General features: G+C 52.9%; 23 protein-coding genes and 1 tRNA gene. 16 read left to right on the top strand and 8 right to left on the bottom strand.

Annotation, left to right across the window (positions count from 1 at the left end):
• Nucleotides 1–5 precede the first annotated feature (5 nt).
• The 3 genes from nusA to TSP01S_RS00575 form a co-directional block, all read right to left on the bottom strand.
• The gene (gene nusA / locus TSP01S_RS00565; RefSeq protein WP_041075573.1) at nt 6–1,040 is read right to left on the bottom strand and encodes a transcription termination factor NusA; all 1,035 of its coding nucleotides are present in this window, start codon (nt 1,038–1,040) and stop codon (nt 6–8) included.
• A 12-nt stretch (nt 1,041–1,052) separates the two neighbouring features.
• On the bottom strand, nt 1,053–1,496 hold the full coding sequence (gene rimP / locus TSP01S_RS00570; protein ID WP_041075575.1) for a ribosome maturation factor RimP: 444 nt from the start codon (nt 1,494–1,496) through the stop codon (nt 1,053–1,055).
• A gap of 48 nt (nt 1,497–1,544) precedes the next feature.
• Nucleotides 1,545–1,635, bottom strand: a tRNA-Ser gene (locus tag TSP01S_RS00575).
• Nucleotides 1,636–1,745: 110 nt separating this feature from the next.
• Here TSP01S_RS00575 and TSP01S_RS10140 point away from each other — a divergent pair.
• From TSP01S_RS10140 to TSP01S_RS00590, 3 genes are all read left to right on the top strand, one after another.
• Complete coding sequence (locus TSP01S_RS10140) at nt 1,746–3,488, top strand: HD domain-containing phosphohydrolase (protein ID WP_070098366.1); 1,743 nt, start codon at nt 1,746–1,748, stop codon at nt 3,486–3,488.
• Nucleotides 3,489–3,537: 49 nt separating this feature from the next.
• Nucleotides 3,538–5,541, top strand: a complete 2,004-nt coding sequence (locus TSP01S_RS00585) for a methyl-accepting chemotaxis protein (RefSeq protein WP_041075577.1) — start codon at nt 3,538–3,540, stop codon at nt 5,539–5,541.
• 414 nt (nt 5,542–5,955) lie between these two features.
• Nucleotides 5,956–7,362 carry an MATE family efflux transporter gene (locus tag TSP01S_RS00590; RefSeq protein ID WP_041075579.1) on the top strand — a complete coding sequence of 469 codons (1,407 nt, stop codon included), beginning with the start codon at nt 5,956–5,958 and terminating at the stop codon, nt 7,360–7,362.
• Here TSP01S_RS00590 and TSP01S_RS00595 read toward each other — a convergent pair.
• The gene (locus tag TSP01S_RS00595; RefSeq protein WP_041075581.1) at nt 7,355–8,254 is read right to left on the bottom strand and encodes a hypothetical protein; all 900 of its coding nucleotides are present in this window, start codon (nt 8,252–8,254) and stop codon (nt 7,355–7,357) included. The genes TSP01S_RS00590 and TSP01S_RS00595 overlap by 8 nt on opposite strands.
• A gap of 33 nt (nt 8,255–8,287) precedes the next feature.
• Here TSP01S_RS00595 and TSP01S_RS00600 point away from each other — a divergent pair, with 33 nt between their 5' ends.
• Nucleotides 8,288–9,646 (top strand): serine hydrolase, encoded by a 1,359-nt coding sequence (locus TSP01S_RS00600; RefSeq protein ID WP_041075583.1) that lies wholly within the window; start codon nt 8,288–8,290, stop codon nt 9,644–9,646.
• A gap of 4 nt (nt 9,647–9,650) precedes the next feature.
• Here the strand turns inward: TSP01S_RS00600 and TSP01S_RS00605 are convergent, their stop codons facing one another.
• Nucleotides 9,651–10,742, bottom strand: a complete 1,092-nt coding sequence (locus TSP01S_RS00605; protein WP_041075585.1) for a hypothetical protein — start codon at nt 10,740–10,742, stop codon at nt 9,651–9,653.
• Between the two features lie 68 nt (nt 10,743–10,810).
• Between TSP01S_RS00605 and TSP01S_RS00610 the strand changes: the two genes are divergently transcribed.
• Entirely contained in the window at nt 10,811–11,596 is a 786-nt protein-coding gene (locus TSP01S_RS00610; protein WP_041075587.1) for an SAM hydrolase/SAM-dependent halogenase family protein, read from the top strand.
• On the top strand, nt 11,593–14,226 hold the full coding sequence (locus TSP01S_RS00615; protein ID WP_041075589.1) for a CBS domain-containing protein: 2,634 nt from the start codon (nt 11,593–11,595) through the stop codon (nt 14,224–14,226). The genes TSP01S_RS00610 and TSP01S_RS00615 overlap by 4 nt, the downstream gene beginning before the upstream one ends.
• On the opposite strand, the gene kamE is transcribed toward TSP01S_RS00615, so the two are convergent.
• Complete coding sequence (gene kamE / locus TSP01S_RS00620; protein WP_041075591.1) at nt 14,189–14,932, bottom strand: lysine 5,6-aminomutase subunit beta; 744 nt, start codon at nt 14,930–14,932, stop codon at nt 14,189–14,191. The two genes, TSP01S_RS00615 and kamE, sit on opposite strands and share 38 nt — an antisense overlap.
• The gene (gene kamD, locus TSP01S_RS00625; protein ID WP_041075592.1) at nt 14,929–16,497 is read right to left on the bottom strand and encodes a lysine 5,6-aminomutase subunit alpha; all 1,569 of its coding nucleotides are present in this window, start codon (nt 16,495–16,497) and stop codon (nt 14,929–14,931) included. The genes kamE and kamD overlap by 4 nt, the downstream gene beginning before the upstream one ends.
• Nucleotides 16,498–16,597: 100 nt before the next feature.
• Between kamD and TSP01S_RS00630 the strand changes: the two genes are divergently transcribed.
• Genes TSP01S_RS00630 through TSP01S_RS00675 form a run of 10 tightly spaced genes read left to right on the top strand, consistent with a single transcriptional unit; the run spans nt 16,598 to nt 26,293 of the window.
• On the top strand, nt 16,598–17,101 hold the full coding sequence (locus TSP01S_RS00630) for a DUF6512 family protein (RefSeq protein ID WP_231848575.1): 504 nt from the start codon (nt 16,598–16,600) through the stop codon (nt 17,099–17,101).
• A 48-nt stretch (nt 17,102–17,149) separates the two neighbouring features.
• The gene (gene aspS, locus TSP01S_RS00635; RefSeq protein WP_041075594.1) at nt 17,150–18,898 is read left to right on the top strand and encodes an aspartate--tRNA ligase; all 1,749 of its coding nucleotides are present in this window, start codon (nt 17,150–17,152) and stop codon (nt 18,896–18,898) included.
• Nucleotides 18,895–19,227 carry an STAS domain-containing protein gene (locus TSP01S_RS00640; RefSeq protein WP_041075596.1) on the top strand — a complete coding sequence of 111 codons (333 nt, stop codon included), beginning with the start codon at nt 18,895–18,897 and terminating at the stop codon, nt 19,225–19,227. Before aspS ends, TSP01S_RS00640 begins: the two co-directional genes overlap by 4 nt.
• A gap of 1 nt (nt 19,228) precedes the next feature.
• Nucleotides 19,229–19,903 carry a (d)CMP kinase gene (gene cmk, locus TSP01S_RS00645; protein WP_041075598.1) on the top strand — a complete coding sequence of 225 codons (675 nt, stop codon included), beginning with the start codon at nt 19,229–19,231 and terminating at the stop codon, nt 19,901–19,903.
• Nucleotides 19,884–20,714, top strand: coding sequence for a 4-hydroxy-3-methylbut-2-enyl diphosphate reductase (gene ispH, locus TSP01S_RS00650; RefSeq protein ID WP_041075600.1), 831 nt, complete (start codon nt 19,884–19,886; stop codon nt 20,712–20,714). The genes cmk and ispH overlap by 20 nt, the downstream gene beginning before the upstream one ends.
• Before the next feature lie 6 nt (nt 20,715–20,720).
• A complete protein-coding gene (locus TSP01S_RS00655; RefSeq protein WP_041075602.1) occupies nt 20,721–22,328 on the top strand; it encodes a 30S ribosomal protein S1 in 1,608 nt (535 codons plus the stop codon).
• A gap of 3 nt (nt 22,329–22,331) precedes the next feature.
• Entirely contained in the window at nt 22,332–23,642 is a 1,311-nt protein-coding gene (der, locus tag TSP01S_RS00660; protein WP_041075604.1) for a ribosome biogenesis GTPase Der, read from the top strand.
• Nucleotides 23,643–23,646: 4 nt separating this feature from the next.
• Nucleotides 23,647–24,246, top strand: coding sequence for a glycerol-3-phosphate 1-O-acyltransferase PlsY (plsY, locus tag TSP01S_RS00665; protein ID WP_041075605.1), 600 nt, complete (start codon nt 23,647–23,649; stop codon nt 24,244–24,246).
• A complete protein-coding gene (locus TSP01S_RS00670; protein ID WP_041075607.1) occupies nt 24,243–25,841 on the top strand; it encodes an NHL repeat-containing protein in 1,599 nt (532 codons plus the stop codon). The genes plsY and TSP01S_RS00670 overlap by 4 nt, the downstream gene beginning before the upstream one ends.
• Nucleotides 25,838–26,293 (top strand): tetratricopeptide repeat protein, encoded by a 456-nt coding sequence (locus TSP01S_RS00675; protein WP_041075609.1) that lies wholly within the window; start codon nt 25,838–25,840, stop codon nt 26,291–26,293. Before TSP01S_RS00670 ends, TSP01S_RS00675 begins: the two co-directional genes overlap by 4 nt.
• Here the strand turns inward: TSP01S_RS00675 and TSP01S_RS00680 are convergent, their stop codons facing one another.
• Entirely contained in the window at nt 26,294–26,920 is a 627-nt protein-coding gene (locus tag TSP01S_RS00680) for a sigma-70 family RNA polymerase sigma factor (RefSeq protein WP_052463426.1), read from the bottom strand. It abuts the gene before it with no gap.
• Nucleotides 26,921–26,923: the final 3 nt, after the last annotated feature.

The following is a 26,923-nucleotide window of genomic DNA, read 5'->3' on the forward strand; positions in this document are numbered from 1 at the left end:
TCCCTTCACACGTTCATGACGGGCTTTATGTCTATCTTCCACCCGGTCACCTTCGCCGCCAGCCTGGCGTTCTGTCCACCCTTACCGATCGCTAAGGACAGCTGCGTCGGTGGTACCAGGACTCTGGCCGCTTTCCTTTCCGAATCGAGGATCTCAACACTCACAACCGAAGCGGGTGCGAGCGCGTTCGCGATGAGCTGTTTTGGATCGTCACTCCATTTGAACACGTCGACCTTCTCGCCTTTGAGTTCTTTCAAAACTGCGGCGATCCTGCTGCCACCCTCTCCGATGCACGCACCGACGGGATCCACCTGCGGGTTGGTCGAAATCACACCCACCTTGGTGCGGACACCGGGCTCCCTCGCGATGGCCTTCACCTGAACGATTCCGCTCTCGACTTCGGGAACCTCGAGCTTGAGAAGGCCTATGACGAACTCTGGAACGATCCGGCTCACCAAGATCTTCGGACCCTTCTTGTCCTTCACCACGTCCACGATGTAGACCTTGATCAGATCGCCCGGCCTGATCGTCTCACCGGGGATCCAGTCCCTCTTCAAAAGTCTCGTTTCGATCTTTCCCACCCTGATGTCCGCCCAGTCCGGCGTGACGCGCATCACCTCGCAGGTGGTCACGTCGCCGGCGAGCGCGGAGTAATGCTCGTACTGCCTTTCTTTCTCGAGTTCTCTTATCCTCTGTATCAACACCTGCTTGGCGGTCTGCGCGGCGATCCTGCCGAACTCCTTGACGTTTATCCTCTTGTAGACTTTCTTCCCAATGTCTGCCAGAGGATCGAGCTTTCGCGCCTCTTCGAGGCTCATCTGGGTCAGCTCGTCGGTCACGTTCTCCACCACGTCGAAAACCTGGTAGAGCTGTATGTCTCCCGTCATCCTGTCTATCTTGACCTCGACGTTCTTGCTCGTACCGAAGTTCTTCCTGTAAGCGCTCACGAGCGCTTTTTCCAGAATTTCTATCACTTCATCTTTCGAGATGCCCTTTTCCTCCTCAAGCTGTTCCAGGGCCTCAAGAAGGTTCAGATTCATGATCTCCACCTCCTAAAACTCGACTTCGAGCCGACTGCGTTTCACATCCTCGGGCCTGAACGTGACCTTCTCCCCAGACACGTCCAGAACGATCCGACCTTCCTCCGCGCTCTCGATCCTGCCCACGTGCACCTGACCGTCCACCAGCCAGAACTTCGCGAGTCTTCCGACGAACCTTCTGTAATCGTTCAGACCCCGAAGGGGTCTATCCAGTCCTGGCGACGAAACCTCGAGCACGTAACTGTGCGGGATGGGATCCTCACGGTCCAGATAATCGGACACCTTCACGGAGACGCTCTCGCACTGCGATACGCTCACGTATCCGTTCGGATCGTCGATGACGATCCTGAGCACCCAGCGGCCGCGCTCCTTTTTGAAAGAGATATCGAAAAGCTCAAGGCCCATGTTCTGCAGGATCCTCTCGACCTCGGGTCTGATACTGTCCAGCACGTCCATACATATGCCTCCCTACTACTGAAAAACCGGGACAGACGTCCCGGTACCTGGCGGAGAGGGTGGGATTTGAACCCACGGGTGGCTTTTGACCACCACACGCTCTCCAGGCGTGCGCCTTAGTCCGCTCGGCCACCTCTCCGATCTGATCCTTTGCACTCTTATTTATACCACATCCGACCCGGACTATGGAAGTGTCCTTTTTCTAGTGGTATACTAAGATGAGTTCAGAGGTGGAAGGCGGCCGTGTCCGTGAAGAACAGGCAAGCTTCGAAAAAATCTGATGAACTTCCAAAACTCGCAGACTTTCTGGAAAAACGCGTCGTTCGTCTCGCGACGGTGATCGTGAGCATCCTTTCGCTCGTCATCTTCTTCACGTTCTTCAGATTGACTGAACGATCTTTTCTCGACCAGGAACTCTCACGCGTGCTGCAGTTAGAAAAAGAGTGGTCCAGCAGGATAGATTCCTTCGGGAAACTTCTGTGTGTTCTCTCTGTGCAGAAAGATCTTTTCCAGGATGAAGAAAAGCTTTTGAAAACGCTCGAAGAAATATACAAACGCTACTCACCATTGGTTGCCTATCCAGCCTTCGGAAGGGCAGACGGGAAAATGCTTTCCTACCCGCATTACGATTACGGCCCTGAGTACGATACGAGGAAACGGCCCTGGTATCAGGCCGCACTTCAAAATCCTCACACTTACGTCGTGGTCAAGCCGTTCATGCATGCCGTACTGAACGAGCCAGCGATCGCCGTGGTGAAGGCTGTGCTCGACGAAAACGGTGAGGTGCTCGGCGTGCTCGGACTCGATCTGGTTTCGAGCCGTCTGGCAGAGGCCTTCCTCACAGACGGTTCTTACATCGTGGACGAAACGGGACAGACCATCGCAAAGAAAGGCCGCATCAAAGCCATCTTCGATCCAGGATCGGTTAAACAGGACCTCACGACCCACCTGAGCGGCTTAACTCACTACGTCGCCAAAGCCTCCATCGCTGGAACGTACGTGGTCGTTGAACACAGCATCGCGAACCATCTGATCTTCTCCCTGATCCCATCTTTGAGCGTGTTGGGCACTCTGTTCGTTGTGAACTTCTTTGTCAGTCGCAGGATCAGGAGAACGTTGAAGGACAAGGTGGTTTCTCCCATCGAGAAGATCACGAAGGCGGCGCAGGATTATCTTTCAAAAAGGCACTTCGATCTCGAGCATGTAGAAGATGATGTTTACGAAATCAAAATGATGATCAACGAACTTTCAGACATGGTCACGATCATCGAATCACAGATGCAGGAGCTCGAAGCAAGTTACAGCGAGCTCGAAGCCTCACAGTCCCAGATCGAAGAAGCCTACGAGATCCTGAAAAGAAAAGAGAACGAGATCGAACAGGCGTACAGAGCGATCGTGGAAAAGCTGGACATGATCGTTGAAAAGTTCGATGAACCTACGGGAAAGCACGTTGTGAGGGTGAGCAGGCTCTCTCGATTCTTGGCCGAGAAACTCAACCTTCCCAACGAACTGGTCCGTCAGATCGAACTCTACTCACCGCTGCATGACATAGGAAAGATCTTCGTTCCAAAAGAGATCCTGACCAAGCCGGGTAAACTCACGAAAGAAGAGTTCGAAATCGTCAAAACCCACACGGTGCAGGGTGCGAGCCTTTTCGAAAACGACGAAAGGTTCACCGTGGCCAGGAACATAATCCTGTACCACCACGAAAGGTACGACGGTTCCGGCTATCCTTTCGGTCTCAAAAACGGTGAGATCCCCATAGAGGCACAGATCGTGGGTCTGGTGGACGTCTACGACGCCTTACGTTCAGAAAGGCCTTACAAAAAACCTGTGAGCCACGAGGAGGCTTTGAAGGTTATACTGTACGGTGACGAAAAGACCAACCGAGCACAGTTCTCCCCGGAGCTTTTGAAAGTTTTTCTGGAACATGCGGATGAAATAAACAAAATCTGGGAAGAATGTTCTTCTCCTGCTGCTATGTTAGAATAAAACTAAGCCCGCAGGATTCAAACATCCCACGCTTCAGGGAGGTGAAGGTGTGAAAACCCTGCGAGGTAGAATGTTGCTTTTGATCTTGCTTCCCGTGGCCGTGCTCTCTGCGCTCATCGCCTTTTTGACCTACCAGCAGGTTAGAACAAGCACCACGAAGATTATGGAAGAATCAGCATTCAAGCTGGTACATTCTGTGTCACACATAATAGACGAATGGATCAACGGGATCGTGAGCGAAGTCAAAACCTTCGCTGAGAGAAACGTCGTGATCAACGCGCTCAAAACGGGTGAATGGAAAGATCTCATCGAAAAAGATCTGAAGCCAAAAGTTGCTGAAAGACCTTACATCGAGATGTTCTTCATAGCCTATCCGAACGGGGATGCTCCAACTACGCTTGGAAACGTGATCAACGTTGCAGACAGAGACTATTTCAAAAAGATCATGCAGCAAGGTGCCGATCTTGCCATAAGTGACGGGCTGGTGTCCAAAGCAACTGGCAAGAACATCTTTGCCGTCGCTGCACCAGTAAAAGATGAAAACAAAAAGACGATCGGTTTGTTCGCAGCAACGATCCTGCTGGACAGTCTGAACGAGAGACTCAAAAACGCACAGCTGACCAGATCTACCACGGTTTGGGCTTGCGATTCTTCTGGTTTGATCATCGGAGACACGAGCGGGCAGTTCTGGATGAAGCTGAACATAAAGGAAGCTTCAAAGATGGACATGCCAGATCTTGAAAAGGCAGCTTCCAAGATCCTTTCCGGTGAGAGTGGTTCTTTCAAAATGAAAATGCCAGACGGTTCGATAGATTACAATTACTACGTACCAATAACCGCAGTGAAGGGCTGGGCTTTGGGTGTGATGATACCTGAAAAAGAACTGCTTGAGGGAGTCAACCAGCTGTTGAGAACCGTTCTGATACTGTTCATCGTTCTCATCGCCGTAGCTGCAGTGGTGATCTTCTTCGTATCGAACAGCATCTCCAAGCCCATCAAAGTTCTCGCAGGAAGGGCACTGGAATTTGGCAAAGGAGACCTCACGGTCAGGTTCGAAGCGAAAGGCAGAGACGAAGTTGCACAGATGGCCCAGGCACTCAACCAGATGGCAGACACCTTGAGAGAGTCCATGAAGATCATAAACGAATCTTCCACGCAGGTCCACGATTCTGCACAGAATCTTGCAAGCACTGCACAGGAACTGAGTGCTTCATCACAAGAACTTGCATCGCAGATGGAAGAAGTCAACAGATCTGCCCAGAACGCGTCCGCTTCGATAGAAGAAGTCACAAGCGGCATAGAAGAAGTTGCAGCCAGTGCACAGAACGTATCCAAAGCTGCCCAGATGCTTTCTGAAAGATCCAGCCAGGTGAACGCTGCTGCGAAGGAAGGAGAGAAGGCCATAAAGAACATAGTGGAGATGATAAAACAAGCGAAAGACAAAGTGGAACAGACGGCTTTAGTAGTGAGCGAGCTGAATGAACAAGCGAAGAACATAGGTCAGATACTTCAGACGATCAACTCGATAGCAGAGCAGACGAACCTTTTGGCGTTGAACGCGGCGATAGAGGCAGCGAGGGCGGGAGAAGCAGGCAGAGGTTTTGCGGTGGTTGCGGACGAGATAAGGAAGCTTGCAGAAGAGAGCAAGAGAGCGACGGACCGGATAGGGCAGATACTGAGTCAGATAAGTCAGGGTGCGATGAAGGCGGATGGGGCGACGAAGGAAGTTGTGGGAGTGGTTGAAGGGATAAGCAAAGATGCAGAAGGGGTGGAGGGTCAGTTCAGGAAGATAGCGGAGCAGATAGACGGTATGGTGAGTCAGATAGAGAGTCTGGCTGCGAGTGCAGAGGAGCAGAGTGCGGCGGCTGAAGAGATGAGCAGTGCGATGGACACGGCGACGAAGTCGATCAGCACGATAGCACACCAGATAGAAGAGATGGCGAAGGCGGTGAAAGAGCAGGCGAACGCGAGCCAGGGTGTGAGCGGTTTGTCTGAAGAGATGTCTTCGATCGCGGAGAGTTTGGTAGAGCAGGTGAGAAAGTTCAAAATCTGACGAATCCGGTTCAAAAGAACAAAAGGTCCCCTTCTTGGGGACCTTTCTCTTTTTCGATCCTTCGCGTTCACCTTGATAAAAACTTAATGAATTCATCTTCTCTTTCCAGCTTCATGAGGACTTCGATCGACTCGTTTCATGGTCAGACGTTTTGATCTTCCTTGTTCGCCACACAGAGGGAGCGCATTATCCTTATTTTTATAGTTCAACTCAACGAAGTTTCCCGCAAAGACTCAGACCATGCCCAACGCAACACCGAACCACACGGTGTCTTTCAGGAGCGCTCCCCACTTATTAGATACGCTTACCTGCTTTGAAAAGAAGTAACGATACGCAGACAGAAAGATGAAACCAACGGGACCCGCACCCGCCCGGGTTAGTTTTATGTTCGGAGTGCGAACAGGGGTGTGAGCAATGGAGCGGCAGACGAAAGGCGTTGAACTCCTCAGGTCCGATCCGAAACGAGCGATAATGAAACTCTCGTTACCCATGATGACCGCCATGCTGGTGCAGGCGCTCTACAACCTCGTCGATACGATCTGGGTCTCGGGTGTGGGACCTGAGGCCCTCGCCGGTATCGGGCTGTTCTTTCCCATCTTCATGGTCATACTCGCCTTCGCAGGAGGCATCGCGGTCGGTGCGAACTCGCTCATCTCCCGGAAAGTCGGTGAAAGGAACAAGCCAGAAGCCGACAGGGCCGCGAGTTCCGCGATAGTACTGGTGTTGATCTTGGGCTTGATTGCGAGCGTGGCTGGAAATTTAGTCATGAAACCGTTGCTGAGCCTGACGGGTGCCTCTGGCCAGACGTTGAAACTCGCTATGGATTACGCTAACATCCTTCTGACCTCCATCACGTTGTTGATGTTCAACAACGTGGTGAACGGCATTCTCAGGGGCGAGGGCGACACGAAGAGGGCAATGTACGCGATCAGTTTCGGTGCGGTTCTGAACATGTTTCTCGATCCACTGTTCATATACACCTTCAAGCTCGGTGTGAAGGGCGCGGCCTACGCGACCGTCATCTCCATAGCCGCGTCCTCCATGCTGATGATCCACTGGCTCTTCATAAAGAAAGACACGTACGTATCGATGAGCTTCAGACACCTGAAAGGCATCAGAAACACGATCTTCGAGATCCTTCGCGTTGGTGTTCCTTCGTCCTTCGCACAGATCATCATGTCCACCTCGATCTTCATACTGAACGTGTTCATCGTGAAAGCTGGAGGAGACCTTGGGGTTGCGATCTTCACGAGCGCCTGGAGGATCATCAACTTCGGGACCATACCCATGATGGGCATCGCGGCCGCCGTAACATCGGTCACGGGAGCCGCGTTCGGTGAGAGGAACGCCGTGAAGTTGAAATCAGCTTATCTTTTCGCTGTCAAGTTCGGCCTGCTCGTCGGTCTGTGCGTCAACCTGCTGGTGCTGCTGTTCGCTCCGAAACTCGCGCTCCTCTTCACTTACTCGGAAAGCTCGCGCGTCATATTCGACGATCTCGTCAAAGCTTTGAGAGTTCTGAGCTTCTTCATTCCCACCGTGCCCTTCGGTATGTTCACCTCCGCGATGTTTCAGGGGATCGGCCATGCCTTCAAGGGCTTGGCGGTCTCCATCTTGAGAACGGTGGTGCTCCACGTGCTCTTCTCGTACCTCTTCGTGTTCGTGTTCAACCTCGGCCTGATCGGGGTGTGGCTGGGAATACTGATGGGCAACGTCGTGGCGGAAGCGATCACCTTCCTGTGGGGTTTGGCAACTTCGAACAGGCTGAAATCGCAGTTCGAAGCGAAGCTGCAAGAGCAGTTCAACCAGAGCAGGTCTATCTGAATTTCTCGATCAGGAGTGCGAGCACGGTGCGGCAGAAGAGCACGCTGGTTTTAATCTGTGCCAGATCCACAGCTTCGAACAGATTTTCGAAGTAATGAAGGTTCAGTAGCTCGAAAGTGTACAAATCCTTTTTTCCATCCGTGTTCAGAAGAGAGTCCGCATCGGCGAGGATCTGTCCCAGGCCAACGGAAACGGCCCTGACAGATCCGTTTTCGACTTCACACCTGAACGCCGCCGGAAAGAACCTCGATTCTCTGTAACAGATCGCCAGAACCAGCTCGACTGGAACCGTTGAAAGATCGACCTCAGGAACGAAGAAACTCGATTCGATCTGCGACGATCTTTTCAATTCTATGTTTGAAGAAGATTCACAAACTCCTGTCAGAAACTCTGCGTAGAGCGGGATGTCTTCCTCACTCACACCGATGGAGTATTTTTCACACCATTGGTAGAAAAAGCCTCTGTTTCTCCAGTCGTTGATCAACAACGTTTTGACCCGTTCGATCAGTTCGGAGCGAACCGAACCTCCTTCCACGTTCCAGTCGTTCGCAGCCGCCGGTCTGTCGAAAAGATCGACGAGTGCTGCGGGCGAAGTTCCATCGATCGAAAGACTGTCCTTCAGAACGTTCAAAATCCTTTCATCGTAGACATCCCACGCCTTCGTTTCAATGAGCTTAGGAAAACTTCCAGTTTTGAAATACTCATAGTAAGCGAGCACCTCATCGTCGTAGTCTGTGCGTTCGGCGATCTGCGCGAGCGTTTCCTTCGACAGACCGTAGCCGTACCTGTAGGCGAGCACGGCGTAGCGAAGAGCATCTTCGCTCGTGGAATTCTCCATTCGCACACAGGAAAACAGAAAGAGCGATAGGACAACGATCAAAACCAGCTTCACGACCTATATAATACCAGCAAGGGGGTATGGTGTGTGGAGTTTTCGAAGCTCGAAGATTTCATACTCGAAAAGATGAGACAGACCAAAATGCCCGCTCTGAGCATCGCCCTGATCCAGGACGGTCAAATCGTCTACAAAAGAGGGTTCGGCTTCAGAGTTTTAGAAACGTACGCGCCAGCGGACGAGAACACCGTGTACGGTGTGGGATCCATCACGAAGAGTTTCACTGCGCTCGCGATCGTCAAACTCGCGGAAGAAGGCAAGATCGATCTCGAAAAACCGGTCGAGGAGTATTTACCGATCAAACTCAGGCCCTTCGGTGAACCGGTGCGGGTGAAGCATCTTCTCTACCACGCTTCTGGAATCCCCTCGCTCGGTTATGCGGAAGCCTTCATCGACGGTGCGTTCGGTCTCGGTGACGGTTGGCTCCCCGTGAAGGATCCACAGGACGTCCTTCTCTTCGCGAAGGATGCAGAATCGTGGGCTTTCACGAAACCCAACGAGAGATTCTTTTACTCGAACAGTGGCTACGTGATGCTCGGAAAGATCGTCTCAACAGTCACAGGGATGTCGTACGAAGAGTACGTGAAAAGATACATCCTCGAACCGCTCGGAATGACGCGCTCTTATTTCTCCAGAGACGAGGTGGAGAAAGATCCGAACGTTGCGGCCGGTTACGTTCTCGATCCACAAGGACACCACGTGAGGAAGCCGTTTCCCTACGGCATCAGTTCGGATGGGGGACTGCTCAGCAACGTGATGGACCTCTCCAGATACCTGATCTTCTACATGAACGGAGGAGAGTTCGAAGGGAAACGCATAGTTTCAAAACGGTCCATCGAAACCATGGTCACAGGCCACATCCCCGCACCCTGGGAAAGTTTCGGAGACGAAACCTACGGCTACGGCTGGATCGTTCATCCGAACTTTCTCGGTGAGAGGTTGATCGAGCACAGTGGTTCGGTGTTGATCTACACGGGTTTCGTCGGCTACGTTCCTGAAAGAAAGATCGCTGTTGCGGTGCTGTCGAACTGTGCGGGCTATCCCCTTTCGAACATCGGCATGTACGCGCTCGCCCTCATGCTCGACAAAGACCCGGAAGAATCGCTCGAGTTTGTCAGATCTGACAGGGTCCTGCAGAGCCTGGTCGGTCGGTACGAGGGCTACAGGAAATCCGTGGCGTTCGACGTGAAGAGAAGTGGAGAATTTCTGATCATGGAAATGGTGAGCAGGAACCTGAAACTGAGTTCTATCCTCGTGCCCGAGAAGGTGGAAAAAGACTACGTCAAATGCTTCACGCTGCAGAATTTCAGAAAGATGGATGTGGAGTTCTTCATAGAACCGAACAGGATCGTTCTGCTCTACGAAAGGTACAAACTGATCAAGAGCTGAACCATCACTTTGAAAGCGAGCCAGTTTCGAGAGCGATCACGTAGATGTCTTTACCCGTGATCGGGTTGTCCGATTCGCCGTAGAGCAGGATCTGCTCGTTCCACAACAGCAACCCTTGAATTGATTGATCGTTCGGTAAGGGTACAGTTTTTGTGTTTCGCAACACTCCATTTCGATCGAGCACGAGGATCACGGGATCAAAACGCGTCTCTTTCTGCCACAACGTTCCGTACACGAGCAAGCGATCCTCGACAACGGCCATGCCTGAAGGTGAAAAGTCCGATCCCAGATCGAGGAGTTGCTGATTGAGGATCTTTCCTTTCTCAGAGAGCTGCAAGAGCGTTCCGCACCTGTAGGGTGCGTAAGACGTTGTCCAGCCGAGCACGTGTATCTTTCCATCGAATTCGATCGCATCGATCGCCTTGTCCCAATCTCTTTCACCGAAGGTGCGTTCGAAGATCTTTCGTCCCTTTCTGTCGAACATGCAGATCAGCATGTCGCCCTTACCTTTACCTCTGCTCTCGGTCGAACCGACGCATAAAAGGTTCGAACCCACGAACCTGACGCGGTGGAACCAGTCGTCCGACAGTCCCCCAACCGTTTTGTACCAGGCAACATCGAAGTTTCGATCCAGCCGAAGCAGGAGCGCATCGAACCAGCCTTTCGTGAGCGTGTTGTAACCACCCGCAACGTAGAGAGCGTCCCGTTCATGAACGAGACTTTCAGCCCAGGCCTCCGCGCCCGGAAAATCCAGCGTCCTCTGCCTCAAAAGCTTTCCATCCGCATTGAACCAGCAAAGATAGACCGATCTGTGGTACGGTCCTCTCAGCGAATATCCCACCACGATCAACCCTTCTTCAAACAGCGCGGCGTCGTTGATCCTCTCCGCTTTCACACCGTCCATTCGTCTGATCTCAGCGACTTTCAAAGCTTCATCCAGCAGGATGAGAAAGACTTCCTTGCTGAGATCTTCCTGCACTACGAGGAAGAAACCAGCTTCACTCCGAAACAGGGCGATGGCCCTTTCCTGGCCTGGAAGCGCTATCGAAGTGGCGAGAAGGGTGAGTGGAAGAAACAAAAGAAGGAGCGTGCGCAAAGGATTCCCCCCTTCTGGATCTTCGCAGTGTTATGATACCATTTTGCGTGTGGAGGTGACATGGAAAGATGATCGGTTTTCTCACCGACTGGTCCGTCAGGAGCCATTACGTTGGAGTGGCGAAGGCAGTCATGAAGAGAATAAATCCTTCTGTGGAGATCATAGACATAACCCACGAGATAGAACCGTTCAACGTGAGGATGGCCTCACACATACTCCTGAGGGCTTCGAAGGATTTTCCGCCCGGTTCCATATTCGTCGCGGTGGTCGATTACGGGGTGGGCACGAGCAGGAAGGCCATCTGCATGAGGACGAAGAATGAACAGTTCTTCGTGGGCCCGGACAACGGCATCTTCACGCACGTCGCGCTGGAGTACGGTGTGAAGCAGGTAAGAGAGTTGAACAACAAGAAATATCACTACGCTTCTTCGTACACCTTCCACGGCAGAGACATCTTCGCACCCGTTGCGGCGCACCTTTCCAGGGGTGTGCCGTTCGAGGAGCTGGGAGACGTGCTACCAAACTTCGTCGTTCTTCCCGCGAAACAGGCCGAGATCGTGAACGAATCCATCGTCGCGGAGATCGCCTACTTCGACAGTTTCGGAAACGTTCAAACGAACGTTCCGATCCAATTCGCAGAGAGGCTCGAATGGCAGATGGACGATGTGATCCTCATCAACGAAACCTTCGAGGCGACCTACGTGAGAACGTTCGGTGATGTTCCAAAAGGCGCCCTGTTGGTACATCCGGACAGCTCTGGATTCCTCGAGATAGCGATAAATCAGGGTTCGGCCGCAGAGAAACTCAAACTCAAACAGGGTCAGCAGATAACTTTGAGGAGGAAGAAGGCTTGAAGCTCATCGTGGGTCACAGGAACCCGGATTTCGACTGTTTCGCTTCGGCCGTGGCGGCACAGAAGCTCTATCCAGACCACACGGTGCTCCTCAGCGGGGTTGCTCAGCAGAACCTCGCACAGTTCCTCGCTATCTACGAGGAAAAGTACAGCTACATCACCGAGAGCGATCTGACCGACGAGGGCGTGGAATCTCTGATCATCGTCGACACGGCTTCCTTCGAAAGGCTCGGCCAGAAGGTTCAGAAGATCCTGAACAGAGCTTCGAGAATCGTGATCTACGATCACCATCCGGACATCAAGGAGCAGACCATAACCGGCGAAAAGAAGATAGAGAGCGTTGGGGCAACGGTGACACTGCTCATCGAAGAGATCGCGAAGAGAAACATCGACATCGACTCGATCGATGCGACCCTGTTCGCCATAGCGATCTACGAGGACACGGGCAGTTTGCTCTACACGAGCACAACGCTGAGAGACCTCGAGGCTGTGAAGTTCCTCCTGCAAAGGGGAGCGAACCTCTCGGAGGTTGCGGAGTACATAAGGTACGATCTCAACTTCGAACAGAAGCAGTTACTCGAACAGCTGCTTTCGAACGTCGAATCCCATCAGATCGACGGCTTGACGGTCCACATCGCCACCGCGGAGACGGAGAAGTTCATCGGCGGACTCGCGGCCGTTGCGAGCAAGCTCTGGAACCTTGAAAACGTTGAGACTCTCGTGTGCATAGTCCGCACCGGCAAAAAGATCCACGTGATCATGAGGACCTCCTCCAACGAAGTGGACCTCGGAGGGGTGGCGAACGAGCTCGGAGGGGGAGGTCACAGGAAGGCTGCGAGCTTCACGGTGAACGATTCAAACATCGCGTCGATCAAGAAGATCGTCCTCGAAACGTTGAAACGCTACGTCAACAGGGGTATCCTTGCGAGAGACATCATGTCTTCACCCGTTCGTGTGGTCTATTCCGATATGAGCATCGGTGAGGTCAACAAGATCATGGAACGCACGGGCCACAACGGACTGCCCGTCATAGAGGGAAACAGGCTGGTGGGGATCGTCACGAAGAAGGCCGTCGACAAGGCGATGAACCACGGGATGCAGAACCATCCTGTGAAGGCCATAATGTCGAGCAAACTGATCGTCGTGGACGCCAACACACCGCTGAGCAAGGTCAGACAGATCATGGTCGAGAACGACATAGGACGCATACCCGTGCTCGAAAACGGTATACTGGTGGGCATAATAACGAGGACGGACGTGATGAGATCGAGCTTCGCGGATGCCGTGAAGAAAGTTGCGAGGAAGGCCGTTTACGAAGAAGACCAGCAGCAGTTCGTGGACGTTCGAAATCTGCTCATCTCGAAGCTTCCAAGGAGGATCTGCGATCTTTTGAGGCAGCTGGGCCGATTCGGGGACGAACTGAACCTGCCCACCTACATCGTCGGAGGCTTCGTCAGGGACCTTTTGATGGGCAATCCCAATTTGGATCTGGACATCGTCGTGGAGCGTGACGGGCTCGCTTTCGCTGATCATGCTGCAAAGAACCTCGATGCCACCCTGGTCAAACACGAGAAGTTTCTCACAGCTTCTCTGTTTTTAAAGGATGGAACGAGAATAGACATCGCCACGGCACGGACCGAGTACTACGAAGCTCCAACGGAACTTCCCCAGGTGGAGATCAGCACGATCAAAAAAGATCTGTACAGGAGAGACTTCACGATCAACGCGATGGCGATAAAGCTGAACCAGAAAGATTTCGGCCTGCTCTTAGACTTCTTCGGTGCGAAGAAAGACTTAGAGAACAAAATCATCAGGTGCCTCCACACACTGAGCTTCGTCGAAGATCCCACGAGGATCCTCAGGGCTGTCAGGTTCGAGACGCGCTTCGATTTCCACATCGAAGAAAGGACGGCACAGCTCATGCTCGACGCCGTGAGACAGGGTTACCTCGAGAAGGTGAGTGGACAGAGACTGCGTCAGGAGTTCGAAAAGATCCTGGAAGAACCCAAGTGGCTCTCCGCATTGAGAAGGCTCTCGGACTTCGAAGTGATCAAGCGCATGTTCCCGGGCGTTTTTTACACGGTGACCATGGAGCAGAAGCTGAGATCGCTGGCAGACTTTTTGCCGTGGGCTGAGGAATTTTTCGAGAAAGTGGACAGGTTCTACGCTGTGATGTTCGTCTTCCTTGAATACCATGGAGACACGGCCATAGAACAGATGAAAGAAAGGTACGGTCTTTCGAACAAATTCGTGGACGAGCTCAAACTGCTGAAGAGGATGATAATCCCGCTTTCGAAGGTCGTATCGAACAGGTTGAACTTCTCGGACATTTACAAGATGACCAAGGGTATCTCTCCGGAAGGCTTCTGTTACATCGCGAGTTATTTGGATCCAGAATCGCAGGAATACCTCAAGCAGTTCCTCGAAAGACAAAGGAACACGAAGCTGGTGCACGTGGACGGCAGAACGATCGTGGAGAAGTTCGGCCTCAAGCCGTCCAGGCTCGTCGGCGAGCTGCTCGAAGAGGTTTACTGTGCGAAGCTCGACGGGTTGATCAGCGACGAGCAAGAGCTACAGTTCGTCGAGAGGAAGCTCAGAGACCTCGCTTCTTCAAAAGCTCCTGGACGATGAAGTTCGCCACCTCGCTCGGGGTCGTTCCACTGCCGAAACCTGCATCGTAACCCAGTTCGAGCGCCAGTTCGTGTGTTATCCTCGGACCACCCACTATGACGAGCAGTCTGTCCCTCAAACCTTCGGCGTAAAGCAGTTCCATCAATTCTGTGAGGTGCTGTATGTGAATGTTCCTCTGCGTCACAACCTGCGAAACGAGGACCACGTCGGCGTTCACTTCCCTGACCTTCCTGACCAGCTCGATGGGAGGAACCTGCGCCCCCATGTTGTACACCCTGAAGGCCTTGTACCTCTCCAGGCCGTAGTCTCCATGGAAACCTTTCATGTTCAGTATGGCGTCGAGGCCTATGGTGTGGGCGTCGGTTCCGATCGTCGCACCCACCACGACGATGGGACGCTTGAACTTTTCCAGGACCAGCTCGTCGATCTTTTCCCGCGGAAGTTTTTGGATCTTCGGCGCGACCACTCTGATCGACGAGAGGTCCACAGAGACGTCAGTCTTTCCGTACACGACAAAGAAAGTGAAACCTTCGTTGAGGTCCTCCATCGTCGCTATCGTGACTTCATAAAAACCGAGTTTTTCGCACAACTTCTTCGCCGCTTCCCTCGCGAGCGGCCCGTAGGGAACTGGCAGGGTGAAGGAGAGCTGCACCGCTCCATCGTCCATCTGATCTCCGTACGGTCTCACGAACCTGCGTTCGTTCATTCTTTCACCCCCAGTTTGCGTTCGAGCGCGTCGCGGATCGGATTCTCGTAAGTTTCACTCTTTCTGAACACTCCTTCCAGTCCTTTCCCGCCGTTCCTGCTCCTTTTTATGTCGGCGAACACACCCTGCTCGATCGCGCTGAACAGTCCCACATCGCTTATGTGTTCCAGCAGTTCAACGGCCTTTCTCAAAACCTCGTTCGCCCTTCTCTCTATGAACCCTCCCGGTTTGAACAGGACCTCGTCGCCCAGATGTCTCGTGGCAGAGAAGACGTAATTCGCGTTGACGAGCGCGAGGTATCTGTCGTGCATGTACGGTGTGTGGATGGCCTCCGTGAGGATACCGAGCAACTGGATGGCCTGACCGGTCATGGAAGACACGAGATTGAAGAGCGTGTTCATCGCGTAGCCTTTGAATATGTTGCCCGTCATGTACCTCGTGGGTGGCATGTACTTGACGGGACAATCCGGGAACAATTCGCGCGTGAGCATGGCGTGCGCTATCTCGTAGAGCAGAGAATCTTCAACGTCCGGGTTTATCTCGAACGCGTGTCCAAGGCCCATCAAATGGGGCTTGAGACCCGCTTTGATGGCGAACTGTTCGTTGATGAGCTGTGAAGCGGTGACGGTGTGCGCTTTCTCTATCGCGTCCGCGGTCGTCAAATAGTTGTCCTCACCCGTGTTTATCGTGATGTTCGCGTACGCACACACCAGTCTTGAAATGTACTGGTCCGTGAAGGTTCGGAGCATGTTGATGTCTCTGAACAGAATGCCGTACATCGCGTCGTTCAGAAGGATGTCCAGTCCCTCGAATGCGGCCATGACCGCGATTTCTGGCATGCACAGGCCCGAAGCGTAGTTCACCTGCCTTATGTAACGTCCCACCTTTCGCGCCGCATCGTCCAGGGCCTGTCTCATGATCCTGAAATTCTCCTGAGTCGCGTACGTTCCACCGTAACCTTCCGTGGTCGCACCGTAGGGCACGTAATCGAGCAAGCTCTGCGCTGTGGAGCGTATCACCGCGATGATGTCCGCACCCTGAAACACCGCGGCGCGCGCCTGAACGACGTCCTCAAAGATGTTTCCCGTCGCCACGATGAGGTACTTGTAGGGTTTCGGAGGATCCCCGAGCTCCTCCAGCAGTGCGTCCCTCTCTTCGCTCCTGCGTTTTATTCTCTCTAAGGCCTTCTCGACCAGCTGTTGGGAGAACTCCTCGTAGACGTGCCTCTTCGGTTGTGGCAGCGTTCGCAGGTCCAGCCCGTCCGCCACAGCCTCACACACCTGCTGGACATCTTTATCGAGAACGATCGAAGCGCTCACGATGGGCCTGAAAACTCCACCATCCAGCATCTTCCACTCTTTGAGCTTGTCCACGACCACGTTCACCAGAGGTATCTGATCCTCACCCACCACGCCGTCCACACCCAGAATTCTGAGCGTGGCGCGCTCGGTGGAGACAGTTGAGTGCTCGTCTATGATCTTCTGGACATCGTCGGTGATCTTCTTTGCGAGCGATCTGGCGTACTCAACGAGTTTCGAATCGAGCTTGATCGTTGGTCTCGCCACCCAACCACCTCCACCGTTATCGTATCATATTTATTTCATCCACGTGAATTAGTGAAACGACACCGTAAAGATGATAGAATTTTTCAGAGGTGATCTCGACGTGAAGGCCTTCTGGAAGGTTCTCATCTACATGGTCCTTTTTTCCGTTTTCCACTTTGGATACGAGCTCACAGGCTGGAACTTTCTCAGGATTTTCTGCGGCACGGACGAATCGGTCTTTGAACACCTCAAGATGGGATTCTGGGCGTACTTCTTCGCGAGCACCATCGAATTCGCCGTCGCGAAGAAGAGAGAGAACTTCTGGCCCTCAAGGCTGTTCTCAACCATCCTCGTACCCTGGTTCATAGCGATCGTGTGGTACATGGTGCCGGCGATCTTTGGAAAGCTCGAAAGCCTGGCGCTCGAACTGATCTGGGCCTTCGCAGTCGTGATCATCTCGGGTCTTTTCGGGATCGCTGCAGAAAGACAGCTCGAAGCTGTGAGAGTTTCGAGAAGCTTCAACACGATCTTAGCGATTCTCTTCATCGTCTCGGTGGTGTTCTTCGTGAGGTTCTCTTTGACCAAGCCCTGGATAGACCTGTTCGTTGACCCGTCCACGTTGTGAGACTTTGCTGTATTATTTTCTAAAAGGGAACGCACAGGAGGTTGGTTTATGCTGCGAACACACACGTGTGGAGAACTCAGAATCAGCGATGTTGGGAAGAAGGTTAAACTGGCGGGCTGGGTCGACAGGATCAGAGACCTCGGCGGCGTGAAGTTCGTCATGCTGAGAGACAGGTACGGTCAAACCCAGATCGTGCTGTCGAAGGATTTCGATCTCGATCTGAAACGAGAAGCCGTGATCTCAGTCGAAGGTATCGTGAAAGAAAGGCCGAAGGACACGATCAACAGAGAACTCCCAACGGGCGAGATCGAAGTGATGGCCGAACGCATCGAGATCCTCTCTTCACCTGAAAAGGAACTTCCTTTTTATCCTGGAGAATCGACCCTGCCGAGTGAAGAGGTCAGGCTGAAGTACCGATACATCGATCTGAGAAGGAAAGAGATGATGGACAGGATCATCACACGGCACAGGGTGGCTCAGGCCGTAAGACAGTATCTGAGCTCGCTGGGATTCATCGAAGTGGAAACGCCGTTCCTGACGAAGAGCACGCCGGAAGGTGCCAGAGACTTCCTGGTCCCATCGAGGTTGAAGCCCGGAACCTTTTACGCCTTACCGCAGTCCCCCCAGCTGTTCAAACAGCTCCTCATGGTCGGTGGTCTGGACAGATACTTCCAGATCGTTCGCTGCTTCAGAGACGAAGATTTGAGGGCCGACAGACAACCCGAATTCACGCAGATAGATCTGGAAATGTCCTTCGTCACGAGAGAAGACGTGCTCGAAACGGTCGAAGGTATGGTCAGATACGTGTTCAAACAGGTTTTGAACGTGGATCTTCCAGAGAAGTTCGACAGGCTGAGTTACGATCACTGCATGAACACCTACGGATCGGACAAGCCGGACAGACGGCTCGGCATGGAATTCGTCGATCTGACGGATCTGTTCAGAAACGTCGATTACAACATCGTGAAAAGCATCATCGAAAACGGTGGGGTTGTGAAAGGTTTCGTCGTCAAGAACTTCGCTTCCAAGATGAGCAGAAAGGTTGCAGAAGAATTCGAAGCGATCGTCAAAAAGAACGGACCTGGCGGTATACTGTGGTTCGCACTCGACGGAGAGATGAAAGGCAGTGCACTGAAACATCTGAAAGACACCTACGAAGAGGTGGCGAAGACCACCGGAATGTTGCAGGGCGATGTGTGCCTGATGGTCGCGGGAAAGCTGAACGAGGTGAACGTCGCGCTCGGAGAACTGAGAAAGACCATAGGTGACACTCACTTTGCCCATTTGAAAACCGGTTTCGACGTCTTTTGGGTTTTGGACTTTCCCATGTTCGAATACAGTGAAGAAGAAGGTAGATACGTGGCGCAGCACCATCCCTTCACGATGCCGAACCTTGAAGACCTCGAGCGTTACAAGGACGAAGACCTCTCCAGAATAAGGGCACAGTCTTACGATCTGGTCATCAACGGTTACGAGGTGGGCTCTGGAAGCATCAGAATACACAACAGAGATCTGCAGAGGGAAGTGTTCAGGCTCATGCAGCTGACGGAAGACGAGATCAGGGTCAAGTTCGGTTTCCTTCTGGAAGCGTTCCAGTACGGTGCCCCACCGCACGGCGGCATCGCGCTCGGACTGGACAGGCTGGTTGCTATAATCTGTAATGTGTCGTCGATAAGAGAAGTGATAGCCTTTCCGAAGACAGCCAGCGGCGTGTGCCCGCTCACGGGGGCACCCGATGTGGTCAGCGAACGGCAGCTTAGGGAACTTAAAATAAAGGTTGGAGGGAACGAAACATGATCGATCTGACCATCAACTTCGAAGAAACGAACGACAAACTCGTCTGCAAGATCAACGGAGATTTCGACGCGTACAACTCGGCGGAGATCAAGAAGCAGATAAAGGAAAGGTTGGAGAATTCGAAGGCAACGAAAGTCGTGGTGGACATGTCGAACGTGCCTTACATCGACAGCGCCGGCCTGGGAGCCATGGTCGCCATACTCAAAGATGCCAGACACATGGGTAAGGAAATAGTCCTGCTGGCTTTGAGACAGAACGTCAAAAGGATCTTCGAAATGACCCGCCTGGACAAAGTCTTCAGAATCGTTGACGTACTGGAGGAGGCCTGAGTTGAGCAATTTTCTCATCGCCATAGACGGTCCTGCAGGCTCTGGGAAATCCACCATAGCAAAACTCCTCTCAGAAAGGCTCGGTTTCAACCATCTCGACACGGGCGCCATGTACCGCGCCGTCGCGCTCTATTTGGATTCAAAAGGTCTCTCACCGGAAGATGACCTCACGGAAGAACTGGACGAAATAGACATGGACTACGTAGACGGTGAACTGTACCTGAACGGTGAGAAGGTGCGCGAGGAAGAGATCAGATCTGCGAGAGCGGGACAGCTCGCTTCGAGTTTCGCGACCGTTGCGAAGGTCCGGGAGAAATTGACCCAGCTTCAGAGGAAGATCTGCGAGAATGGAAACTTCGTCGTTGAAGGTAGAGACATCGGCACCGTCGTTCTACCGCACGCGCAGGTGAAGATATTCCTCACAGCCTCCTTTGAGGAAAGGGTCAGGCGGAGGCTGGAAGAGTTGAAACGAAAAGGTGTGAACCTCTCCTTCGAAGAAGTGGCGAGACAGATCGAGGAGCGAGACAGGAGAGATTCTTCCAGGGATCTCGCCCCATTGAAAGCTGCCGAAGACGCCATCGTCATAGACACGACGGGCAAGAGTATCGAACAGGTACTCGAAGAAGTGATCGAAGCTGTGAACCGGAGGAAGAAGGATGAAGCTGTGCGTTGCTGAAAATATAGGTTTTTGCTTCGGTGTGGAAAGGGCCATTCGAATCGTAGAAGAATGCCTCGAGAACGAGCGCAGCGTTTACAGCCTCGGCGAGCTGGTCCACAACAGGAACGTTCTCGAGAGATTGAAGCAGAAGGGATTGAAGATCCTCCACGAAAGTGAACCGCTACCGGAGGATGCGAAGGATTCCGTGCTCGTTGTGAGGGCGCACGGGGTGGCTCCCGATGTCGTGTACGAGCTTGAAAAGAGATTCAAGAAAGTGATAGATGCGACCTGTCCAATCGTCCTGAAGCTTTTTGAAAGGGCGAAAGCTGCGAGACAGGCCAACTACACGGTCGTTGTCTACGGAGACGAAAAACACGACGAAATGAAGGCCCTGAAAGGTCACGTCCAGGATGCGATCGTAACGATGCAACCGCTGCGTCTGGAGGGCAGGATCTGCGTTCTGTCCCAGACGACCATGTCGCTGGAAGACTTTCTGAGCTTCGCCGCGGAGACTTTGAAATCTTCCGAACCAGTGGAGTTCTTGCTTTTGAACAGCGTGTGTGAGGTCACGCACAGGCGTGAGATCGAAGTGAAGAAGATGGCGTCCACGTGCGACCTGATCGTCGTGGTAGGGGGTAAGAACAGCTCGAACACGAAGAAGCTCGCGAGGATCGCCTCGAGAGTGACGGAAGTTGTGCACGTGGAGAGCGCCTCGGAACTCGAAGGGTTCGATTTCAGACGTTTTGAAAAGATCGGAGTGACCGCCGGGACGTCCACACCCCTGGAGGACGTCAGGCTGGTCGTTGAGAAAATTCATCAGGGAGGTTGAGTTCTTATGGATAATGAAAAGCTGAACAACGATTTTGAGAGATATCTGGATTTCAACGAGTTCAGTCCCGGCCAGGTTGTGGAGGCCACCGTCACAGCCGTCGATCCAGCCGAGGGATTGTCCGTGGATTTCGGAGGCAAGCAGGAGGGCAGGATCCAGCCATCGGAACTCGTTCGAGAACCTTCGAGTTACAAGGTTGGAGAGAAGATCACCGTCCAGATACTCAAGATCAACGACGAGGAAGGTTACGCGTTGCTTTCTGAGATCAGACCGTACAGAAGGCTGGCCATGGACAAGATCAGAGAGGCGAAGGAAAACGGCACGCCCGTGAAGGGACACTTCGTTCAGCAGGTGTCAGGTGGTTACATAGTGAGACTGTTCAACGTGCTGGACGCGTTCCTGCCAGGTTCAGAATCTCTGCTCAGAAGGGATGCACAGATGCCGCAGGGAGAGCACGATTTTCTGGTGATAGACTACGTTCCTGGTAGGCGAGGCAGGATCGTCGTATCGAGGAAAGCCCTGGTTGAAAGACAGATCCAGTCGTTCTTTGATTCCCACAACGTGGGTGACGTCGTTGAGGCAAAGGTGGAGCGCATCAGGGCTTCCAACGCCACGTTGAAGATCGGTCCTATAACGGCCGTTCTTCCAAAAGAAGAGGTCTCACACGATCCTTCGATATCCATACGTGACGTGCTCAAGGAAGGAGAAACCGTCAAGGTCAAGATCACAAAAATGGATCCCGCGCAACGCTCGGTTGAAGTCAGTCTGAAGGCCCTCGAGCCCGATCCCTGGCAGATCGCTGCCGAAAAGTACAGAGTCGGTACGATCGTTCAGGGCGTCGTGAAGAGCATCGTTCCTTTCGGTATTTTTGTCAACCTCGAACCTGGCCTGGATGGGCTCGTGCACATATCGGAGATCTTCTGGGGCAACAAGAAGGTGGACCTGAAGAAATTCTTCAAGCCTGGACAGATGGTCCAGGTCGAAGTGATCGAGGTAGACCCTGAAAAACGCAGACTCGCCCTCAGTTACAAGAGGGCTCAAGGTGATCCGTGGGAGAACATCACCGAGCGTTATAAAGAGGGCGATGTCGTGAGCGGAACGATTTTGAAAGTTTTGCCCACAGGCGTGATAGTCGAGCTCGAAGACGGTGTGACGGGGCTCGTACCCAAATCGGAGCTTTCGTGGAACAGAGTGAGCGATCCAACGGAGCTGTTCAAAGAAAAGCAGAAAGTGAACGTGAAGATACTTTCCATAGATCCGCAGAACAGGAGAATGAGGCTCAGCATAAAGCAGACCATGCCAGATCCGTGGGAAAGGATCGTCGAGACTCTGAAAGAAGGCAGCGTTGCGAAAGCGCTCGTCAAGTCGAAGCTCAACTCCGGTTACGTGCTCGAACTGAAGGACTTCTCGGTCGAGGCCTTCATGCCCTCGACGCACGCTTTGGGAGAGATCGAAGAAAAGTCTGAGATCGAGGTACTGGTGCTGAGAGTTATACCCGAACGCAGGAAGATACTCGTCAGCCAGAAGAAGCTGGAGGAAATGAGGGACTACGAAGAATACAAGAAGCAGGTGAAAGGCTCTCAAAAAACGCTCGGCGATCTTTTGAAGAAGTGAACCATGGCGAAAGTGGTCATCGCGGGAAAGACGAACGTGGGTAAATCGACACTGTTCAACAGGCTGGTGGGTAGAAGGAAAGCCATCACGGAGAAAGAAGAGGGCGTCACCAGGGACACACTCAAGGGCATCGTGGTCCACGGTGACGCCGCCTTCACCCTTTTTGACACCTGCGGTGTGTACGAGAGAGCGGACGACGAGATGCTCCAGTCAATGAAGCAGAGGGCTCTGAAAGCCTTTGAAGAAGCGGACCTCATCCTGTTCGTGGTCAACGGAAGAGAGCCGATCACTTCGGAGGACGAATACGTCGCCCAGGTGCTGAGGAAGCTCGGAAAAAGGGTGATACTGGTCATCAACAAGGTCGAGAATCCGAAGCTCGTGGAAGAGAACCTGCCAGAGATCTTCAAACTCGGTTTCGACGATTACGTACTCGTCTCCGCACAGCACGGTTTGAACGTGGATCAACTGCTCGACAAGATCGTGAACACGTTGAGAGAAATGAACGTGCCGTTGGACAAGCCCGAGGAAGAGAGGAACTATCCTGCGGTCGCCATCGTCGGCAAACCCAACGTCGGTAAATCTTCGCTCTTCAACGCCATCCTTGGTGAGGATCGTGTCAACGTCACCCCGATCCCGGGCACCACGAGGGATCCTGTGGATGAACTCGTGGAGATCGATGGCAAGAAATACATCTTCATCGACACGGCGGGTTTGAGGAGAAAGAGCAGGATCGAAAAGAAGAGCTTAGAGTATTACAGTGTGAAGCGCGCCATAGACGTTATCGAATCTGCGGACGTGGTGGTGTTACTCCTCGACGCCACGGAAGGTGTTTCCAGGCAGGACAAGAGGATCGCGGGTCTTGCGCTGGATCGAGGAAAGGCGTTAGTGATAGACGTGAACAAGTTCGACCTCGTCGAGGCTAAGAAGAACGAGTACGAACGCTTCGTCAAGGCAGAGATGCCGTTCGCGGATTTCTGCAGGGTGGTTTTCACGAGCGCCGTGAAGAGACAGGGATTGAAATCCCTCTTATCGGCGATAGACGAGGCCTACGCGTCCTACTGCAGAAAGATCGAACAGTCGAAACTGAACAAACTGCTCTTACAGCTTCCAGTGCTCGCACCGAGTTTGTCGAACGTGAAGGTCTACTCGATCAAACAGGTGAAGATCAAACCGCCCAGGTTCGTCTTCACCATCAACAAAGAGGAAGAAGAGATAAGGTCAGAAACACAGAGGATGCTTCAAAGGCTCATACGAGAGCGTGTCGATCCGTTCACGGGTTCCCCCATCTTCATCGAATTCAAGCCGAGGAGGTGAACCCTTGCACTACATCCTTGTGGGGCTGATCTGCTATCTGTGCGGGGCTGTCCCGTTCAGTTATCTGCTTCCGAGACTGAAGAAGGTGGACGTCAGGAAAGTTGGCAGCGGGAACGTGGGTGGTACCAACGCCCTGAGGGCCGCCGGACCCGTTATAGGCTTCAGCTGCATGGTGCTCGACGCGCTCAAAACGTTCATACCTGTGCTCATCTTCGCTCAACTGTACCAGTACGACAGGAACATCATCGGAATCGCCGCGATCAGTGCGGTGATCGGCCACGACTTTCCCGTGTTTCTGAAATTCAAAGGTGGGAAAGGTGTCGCGAGCACCTGCGGTGTGTTCTTCGCGCTGTGTCCAACCTGTGGTTTCGTGTTTCTGGGAAGCTGGCTGAGCCTCACACTCCTCACCAAATACGTCTCGCTCGCGTCCATAACGAGCCTGTTTCTCGCATCCATCATCGCTCTTTTCTTCAACAGGGACGTCGCGGTTCTGTTCTTCCTGTTGTCGGCACTTTCGACGTTCAGACACTCGGACAACATACAGAGGCTGCTGCACGGCACCGAAAGGAAAACTGACCTCATCGCCATGGTGAAGAAGAGATGAAAATCCTTCTCGTGCTGTTCATCGTCGCGGCATCCATCTGCTTCGGCATCGTGAACGAAGAGCAGGCACGTGCCCTCTTCGCACAGGCGCTGGAGAACTGGTACGCGGGCGACGTGGTAGAGGCACGGGAGCTGATGTCCCAGGCCCTCTCGGGTCTCATCTACATCACGGACATTCCAGATTTCTGGTTTTTCACGGCGAAACTCGACATCGACGTCGGTGCTGTTGATAGAGCGCTTGAAGACCTCAGGACCATACTGGTGCTGGTTCCCACGAAGGACGAGGCACTCTCACTCGTCAAAGAAATAGAAACTCTCACGAACCCTTTACAGGCTTCGACCCCAACCCTTTCACCGGAACTCATGAAGATCGATGGCTTCAGAAACTCTATAGAGTACTTCTACTCACCCGTCGACGCGACGGCCCTGGGAAGAGACGTGTGCATCGTCGATCAAGTGAACAACCGTTTGATCGTCTACAACCCTTCAGGTTACAGAATCTACAAGCTTGACTTCAAGCCAGAAAGCATCGTTTCGAAGTCTTTCAGATACCTCTACATCGCCGGTGACGGAAAACTTGTGGTGTTCGATCCGGAGACTGCCCGCACCGAAACCATCCATTCGGGGTTCATCAGGCCTATCCTGGCAGGCTTCGACCGCTTGGGAAGACTCTGGGGTGCGGACGTGGACAGACTGTTCTGCGTTGAAAACGGCAAGGTCAATTTCTTCGAGCTGGACGATTTCTATTCCATTCAGGATGTCGAGGTGGGTCTGAAGGGCATCTGGATTTTGGACATCCTCAAAGACAGGATAGTGCTGTTCGACTTCAGTCTGAAAAGAGTGCTCGAACTGCCCGCCCACGGAGCTTGGAACTTCGAGCTGACGGTCTTCGAAGAACCCTTCGTGCTCAAAGACGACACACTGTTGCTCGTGCGTCAGGATGGGGTTGTAGAGCTTGGGAGGTTCGCACAGACGTTTCTGACGATGGAATACAACTATCCTTTCCTGTTCCTGATGGATTTTCAAAACCACAGCGTGCACGTAACATCGTTCAAAGGTAAAGAACCGGTACTGGTGAAAATAGATTCACTGAGTTTCGATCAAGATTCCCTGATCCTTTCGGTTCGCGTTGAAAACATCTTCGCCGACCCCATTCCGATCCTCGGTGACATGTTCCAGGTCCGTGAGGGTGGAGGGCCCGTCTTTTCCGAACTGAAGCTGTCGTACAGGAACGCCGTCTGGCTGAACGCAGATAAAGATTTCTTCAGAAAGACTCTGCCGAGCCTGAGACGTGGGAGCAGCTACGCAGTGGTGCTGGCAGACGCTAAGGAATTGAAGAGGAGCGATGTGGTGACTCTGAGAGGAAAGAACGTGCGCATCTTCACGCAGTCTTCCTCCACGGAAGAAGTGCTCCTCTGCGGTGGTTTTGGACATTTCAAATCCAGTTTCGAGCTCCTGCAGCCCGTTTGGAACGTCAGGTTCACCAGGACCAGACCCGTACCTTCAGACATCGTTCCCGTGAAGTTCGAGGTGCGTCTGGCTGGAGAAGTCTTTTCGGACACGGTCTATTACACCAAGGGTATGGTAACAAAATGATCGAAGAGATCTTCAAAAGGGCACTCGAAGCGAGCAACAGAGGAGAACTCCAAGAGGCAGAAAGACTGTACAAAGAATGTCTCCACGTCCAGGAAAGCCCCGAGGCTTGGAACAACCTCGGCAACGTCTACGTGCGCATGGAGAAATACGCCGAGGCGATGGAGTGTTACAGGAAGGCCATCGAGTGCGATCCGTCCTTCCCCACGGCCTACATCAACCTGGCGTCTCTCTTTTTGAACCTCGAAAGGTTCGCCGAGGCAAAGCTTCTGCTCATGAGTTTGATCGAGAAAGGTTTCAAAAACGACCAGACCCTGGCGATGCTCATCGTCTGCGATCTTGCACTGAACGATTTGGCCGGGGCGGTTCGACTTTACAAAGGCAACGCATCGGAAGGTCTGGACAGAGAACTCGCAGATTACGGTGTGCTGGAAAGGCTCAGACAGCTTCTGTGATCATCCTTCCCTGAAGAAACTGTCGAGGAGCAGGGGGTCTATCCTTTCCCTCACGATCCTTTTGACCTTCTGGACGGTGTTGTCCACCTTCTTGAAGTTCACGTTCAGCACCGACTGGATCTCTTCGTAGCTGAATCCATCGAGCCACATCTGGAGTATGTTGACCTCGAGTTCGTTCAAAAATTCCTTCACCCGTTCGACGATCACCTCGGCCAACGCGTCTCGTGCCGTGGAACGTGCCCTGTCCTCGAAGGAGTAACCGGTCTCCTCGGAGTCTTCCGAAGAAGCGAGCAAATCGACGCTCACGGCATCCGTGAGCAACCTGTTCTTCTTCCTGTTGAGAAACGTCAGGAAGGATTTCAATTCCGATTCCACACTCCTCCAGGCGAAGGAGGTGAACCCGCTCTTGTCCGGCTGGTAGTAGTACACCGCCTTGATGAGCCCCACGAGCGCGCTCTGCACCATGTCCTCGAACTCCGCCCACGGTGCGTAATATTTGGAACAGATCTTGCAGACCATGGGATAGTAACGCTCGACGAGCAGATCGAGCGCTTCTTTCAGACCCGCCTGCGCGAGGCCGACCAGCTCTTCGTTCCTCTTCGATCTGAGCCTGTGCTTTATGGACAAAGC

The organism is Thermotoga caldifontis AZM44c09 (assembly GCF_000828655.1).
GTDB classification, from domain to species: domain Bacteria; phylum Thermotogota; class Thermotogae; order Thermotogales; family DSM-5069; genus Pseudothermotoga_A; species Pseudothermotoga_A caldifontis.